This window comes from Arthrobacter sp. 10T413_2 (assembly GCF_056394205.1).
The window spans coordinates 1-4,918 of sequence record NZ_JBFTHK010000255.1 but is presented as its reverse complement, the minus strand read 5'-3'; the positions used below and the strand labels follow the sequence as shown (position 1 = coordinate 4,918).

4 protein-coding genes and 1 pseudogene are annotated in these 4,918 nt (G+C 64.8%); 3 read left to right on the top strand and 2 right to left on the bottom strand.

Annotated elements, in window-relative coordinates; all coding sequences use genetic code 11:
- Positions 1 to 652: 652 nt before the first annotated feature.
- Entirely contained in the window at positions 653 to 1,399 is a 747-nt protein-coding gene (locus tag AC1DBQ_RS21875) for a hypothetical protein (protein ID WP_476930512.1), read from the top strand.
- A 64-nt stretch (positions 1,400 to 1,463) separates the two neighbouring features.
- On the opposite strand, the gene rpsT is transcribed toward AC1DBQ_RS21875, so the two are convergent.
- Together rpsT and AC1DBQ_RS21865 are read right to left on the bottom strand one after the other, a co-directional pair.
- Positions 1,464 to 1,724, bottom strand: a complete 261-nt coding sequence (rpsT, locus tag AC1DBQ_RS21870) for a 30S ribosomal protein S20 (protein ID WP_091251700.1) — start codon at positions 1,722 to 1,724, stop codon at positions 1,464 to 1,466.
- Positions 1,725 to 1,927: 203 nt separating this feature from the next.
- Entirely contained in the window at positions 1,928 to 2,554 is a 627-nt protein-coding gene (locus AC1DBQ_RS21865; protein WP_476930511.1) for a type II toxin-antitoxin system PemK/MazF family toxin, read from the bottom strand.
- A gap of 180 nt (positions 2,555 to 2,734) precedes the next feature.
- Between AC1DBQ_RS21865 and lepA the strand changes: the two genes are divergently transcribed.
- Both lepA and AC1DBQ_RS21855 read left to right on the top strand, forming a co-directional pair.
- Positions 2,735 to 4,588: a translation elongation factor 4 gene (gene lepA / locus AC1DBQ_RS21860; RefSeq protein ID WP_476930510.1), complete on the top strand. Its 1,854-nt coding sequence runs from the start codon at positions 2,735 to 2,737 to the stop codon at positions 4,586 to 4,588.
- A gap of 45 nt (positions 4,589 to 4,633) precedes the next feature.
- Positions 4,634 to 4,918 (top strand): annotated as a pseudogene (locus tag AC1DBQ_RS21855) (radical SAM family heme chaperone HemW); the annotation flags it as partial.

The window sequence follows — 4,918 nt, the reverse complement described above, 5'->3', positions numbered from 1 at the left end:
GCCGAGGGGTGGATAGACTGCCGGTTCAGGGGGAAATATGGAGTGGATTGTTTTGGGCGTCGGTGCACTGGTCATTGTTGTCATGTCCATCTGGCGCGATATTTCCAGGCGGTCGGTTCGGCCGCCTGCGGGCACTGACCCRGAGTCGGAGCGGCAGCTTCGTGATTTTCACCGGGGGCAAACTCTGGGCCAGTCGCATGTCGTGGGCCTGGACAATACGGGCCACCGCCGGTAGACGTGTCCTCGCCGCGTTCCTGCCCGCCATTGAAGCCTGGAACGGCCGGGGAACCGGTCGKCGTGCCTTCAGTGCTGCGAGGATAATCTGATGACGCCAAGTAGGGATCTACTTTTGCAGGGACCTCGCGGGCGGCGTTTGTGTCTTGAGCTGGCGATGCAGCTGGATCCGGAGGTGAAGACTGCGGCCTTCTGGTTGGGTTACAAACTTGAGAGTGGCCCGGGAACCTCGGGGGTTCTGCTGACCGCTTCCTCTTCCGGTCACCTTTCAACTCCGCCGTCCGCTCCCTCACCAGGGCAGCTGGCGGCCAGGCTCGCTTCCCTGGACTTCGCTGGCCTCGACAGTGAACTGATGCAGGCGGCCCTCGTACGGTCAGTCGACACTGCAAGGTATTGGCAGGAACCCGATGGAGAGGACGTGCTCGCGGGACTCCCGGTCATTACTGCGGCTTTGACCTCCGTCACGGAACAAGTCACGGCCCTACCCGACATCCAGTGGTACTGGCAGCCCCGCCGGGTGGAGCAGTGGGCCATCGACTGGCGGTCCTCAAACGGCCCGGCTCCGCTGCCGAAAAATCCGCGGCAAACACTGACCGAGTGGGGCCGCAAGGAACGTGCCGAGGAAGTACGGGCTGCGCGCGAACGCCCGAGCGATCCTCGTGCCAACTGGTCAGGAGCTTGGTGGTCCATCCCCCACGGGCTGATCCACACCGTGGGGCAGGTCCCGGCCGCGCTGGGTCTCGTGGAAGATTCGCTGGGGTGGGAGCATGCGACCACGGTTCCGGTTCGGGGAACGGGCCGGACTCTTGAGATCGGCACCCCAGATGACTGGATATCGCTGTGCCGCAGGTTCCCGCTTGACGTCACTGCGTCGCGGCGACACGACTGGTTCCGCGCGACCGGACGCCATGGCCGATGGGTCATCCCGGATTGGGAACAAGTGTMAGGCGCGTGGGACGCCGTGCACCTCTCAGCCCTGGGTTACCTTTCCGGCGCTACGCGCGCACTGGAGGTCGACGCCGAAACGGCAACGGTCATTGCCGGATGGGCCCCGGACAGCACGATCTGGCTCACGGACGTCGCGCGCGAATCGGATGGCCCGCGGCAGGCGTGGCACCGCGCCCCGCACGGCGACCGTTGGACTGAAGTGCGCCCGAAAACTTAACTGGATGTGGCCGGCACCCAAGGGGTGCCGGCCACAATCATCAGTTCAGATGAACTGGAAAACCTTAGAGTGCGTTGACCTTCTTGGAGATCGCGGACTTGCGGTTTGCAGCGTTGTTCTTGTGAAGAACGCCCTTGCTGACAGCCTTGTCCAGCTTACGGCTGGCAGTTACCAGAGCAGCAGACGCGGCATCCTTGTCGGTGGACTCAACGGCGGTGTTGACGGCGCGAATGGCAGTCTTCAGCTCGGACTTGACTGCGTTGTTGCGCAGGCGAGCCTTTTCGTTGGTCAGGATGCGCTTCTTCTGGGACTTGATATTAGCCACGTGTGAACTCTCTTTTTCAATKCGGAAAATGGTCTAGAGGGCTTTCAGATTGGCCATTKACTGAGCGGCGTGGGGATACCTATGGCGACCAACCATCTGTGGCCGTCGACCTGCACGGACACACAGCTGTAAATAATAGCAGAGATGCTGCTGCGGGCACGAGTGCGGCGGCGATCCGGCGGTGCGTTCCKCCGCCAGGCGGGTCAGCTCCAGCCGTAGCGGTTCCGCAGGGCCGAGGCGATGAGGTTGAAGCGGCCCGCGTCCAGAACCGCTCCTTCGCGCCGGATGTCCTTCGCATTGATCTGCAGAACCCGGTCGAGCTTCGCTTCGCTCGGCCGCCATTGGCGGTCCCAGGGTCCCGTGCCGATGTCCACGTAGTCGTCCGCGCGGCGGGCGTCGCCGTCGTGGTCCTTGCTCGTCAGCATCAGGCCCAGCAGGTACCGGCCAGCGGTGCCGACCAGCAGCACCGGACGGTCTTTGCCCTGGGAGTAGTCCTCTTCGTAGGGCACCCAGGTCCACACGATTTCGCCGGGCTCGGGCAGGCCGTTCGGCGCGGGGGCATAGTGGACGGCCGCGCGTCCCCGGAAATCGCCGGGGTAGGTCCCGGTCAGTCCGGCGGCAGGGGCGCCGCCCGTGCGGGTCGAAGCTCCYGGCCGGGCCTGCGCCGGCCGCCGCTTCGCTGTCGGTTTCCCTGCCGGCTTCCCTGCCGGTTTGCGTGTCGGCTTTGCGGCGGGTCCGCGGGCAGTGCCCGGCGCGGAGCCGCCAAGTTTGTCTAGGAAGCGCAGTGCGTCGCGGACCGCGTTGCCGATCGAGCGTAAGTTCCAAGCCATGGGGAAACCATACCGGGAGKCTCTGGGCAGAGTCCGCAACGGAATGCAGGGATGCACTGCCACGGGCCCGGACGTGGGAGACTATAGGAACGACAAATGCGCCACGTCGCAGGATGGGGAACCAGCATCCGCGCCGACCCGTGGACAAGCCACCAGAAATGCCAACAGTAAGGACCCTKCGTGTCTCCCATGGCCCGCACCGCCCCGGTGCCCGCCGCAACAGATCCGGCCATCATCCGGAACTTCTGCATCATTGCGCACATTGACCACGGCAAGTCCACACTGGCCGACCGGATGCTCCAGTACACCGGCGTTGTCCAGTCCCGTGACATGAAGGCCCAGTACCTGGACCGCATGGACATTGAGCGCGAACGCGGCATCACCATCAAGTCCCAGGCAGTCCGCATGCCCTGGGAGCTCGACGGCGTCAGCTACGCGCTGAACATGATCGACACTCCCGGCCACGTCGACTTCACCTATGAGGTCTCGCGGTCACTCGCGGCCTGCGAAGGCGCGGTGCTGCTCGTGKACGCGGCCCAGGGCATCGAGGCGCAGACCCTCGCCAACCTTTACCTGGCGATGGAAAACAACCTCACGATCATTCCGGTCCTGAACAAGATCGACCTCCCGGCAGCCCAGCCCGAGAAGTACGCGGCCGAACTCGCCAACCTGATCGGCGGCGACCCCGACGACGTCCTGCGCGTCTCCGGCAAGACCGGCGCCGGCGTGGAAGTCCTGCTGGACAAAATCATCCGCGACCTTCCCGCCCCGGTCGGCGATCCGAACGCCCCGGCACGGGCCATGATCTTCGACTCGGTCTACGACACTTACCGMGGCGTCGTCACTTACGTCCGCGTGGTCGACGGCATGCTGCACCCGCGCGAACGCATCCAGATGATGTCCACCCGTGCCACCCACGAACTCCTGGAAATMGGCGTCAGCTCCCCGGAGCCCACACCGTCCAAGGGCCTCGGCGTCGGCGAAGTGGGCTACCTCATCACCGGCGTGAAGGACGTCCGCCAGTCCAAGGTGGGCGACACCGTCACCAACCTCGCCAAACCGGCCAGCGAATCCCTGCCCGGCTATGCCGATGCAAAACCGATGGTTTTCTCCGGCCTGTATCCGCTGGACGGCACGGACTATCCGGTGCTCCGCGACGCGCTGGAGAAGCTGATGCTCAACGACGCCGCGCTCGTGTACGAGCCTGAGACGTCCGCCGCGCTGGGCTTCGGATTMCGCGTCGGCTTCCTGGGCCTGCTGCACCTGGAAATCACCCGCGAGCGGCTCGAGCGCGAGTACAACCTGRACCTGATCTCCACCGCCCCCAACGTTGAGTACGAGGTGACGCTGGAGGACAAGAAGGTCGTCCACGTCACCAATCCCAGCGAGTACCCCACCGGCAAGGTCGCTGAAGTCCGCGAACCCATGGTGGCTGCAACGATCCTGGCACCGAACGAGTTCGTCGGCGCCATCATGGAACTGTGCCAKAGCAGGCGCGGCGTCATGGGCGGCATGGACTACCTTTCCGAGGACCGGGTGGAAATCCGTTACCGCCTGCCGCTGGCCGAAATCGTCTTCGATTTCTTCGACATCMTCAAATCCAAAACCCGCGGCTACGGCTCGCTGGACTGGAAGGSCGACGGCGACCAGGTCGCAGACCTCGTCAAGGTGGACATCATGCTCCAGGGCGAGCAGGTGGACGCGTTCTCCGCTATCACGCACCGTGACAAGGCCTACGCGTACGGCGTCATGATGACCGGCAAGCTGCGCGAACTCATCCCGCGGCAGCAGTTCGAGGTGCCCATCCAGGCCGCCATCGGTTCGAGGATCATCGCCCGTGAAAGCATCCGCGCCATCCGCAAGGATGTGCTCGCCAAGTGCTACGGCGGTGACATCACCCGAAAGCGCAAACTGCTGGAGAAGCAGAAGGAAGGCAAGAAGCGCATGAAGATGGTGGGCCGCGTCGAGGTCCCGCAGGAAGCCTTCATCGCCGCCCTCACCACGGACGAGTCCAAGGACAAGGCCAAGAAGTAGCGGTGCTTGCCATGACTGTTGCTGCCGTGCCGGCAGGCCGGGCCTGTGCCTAGCGTCCTTCCCCTCGGCKACCCGGCGCCGTCGGACGGGCTCCTGCCCGCCCAGGCGGCTGACGGCGCTGCTCACCGCGCCTTCGGGCTTTACGTGCACATCCCGTTCTGCGCGGTCCGCTGCGGCTACTGCGACTTCAACACCTACACCGCGACAGAGCTCGGCGGCGGGGCCTCCCAAGACGCCTACGCCGCCACCGCGATCGCCGAGGTGGAGTTCGCCGCCGGCGTCCTGAACAATTCCGGCGTGCCCCAACGCCCGCTCAGCACCGTCTTCTTC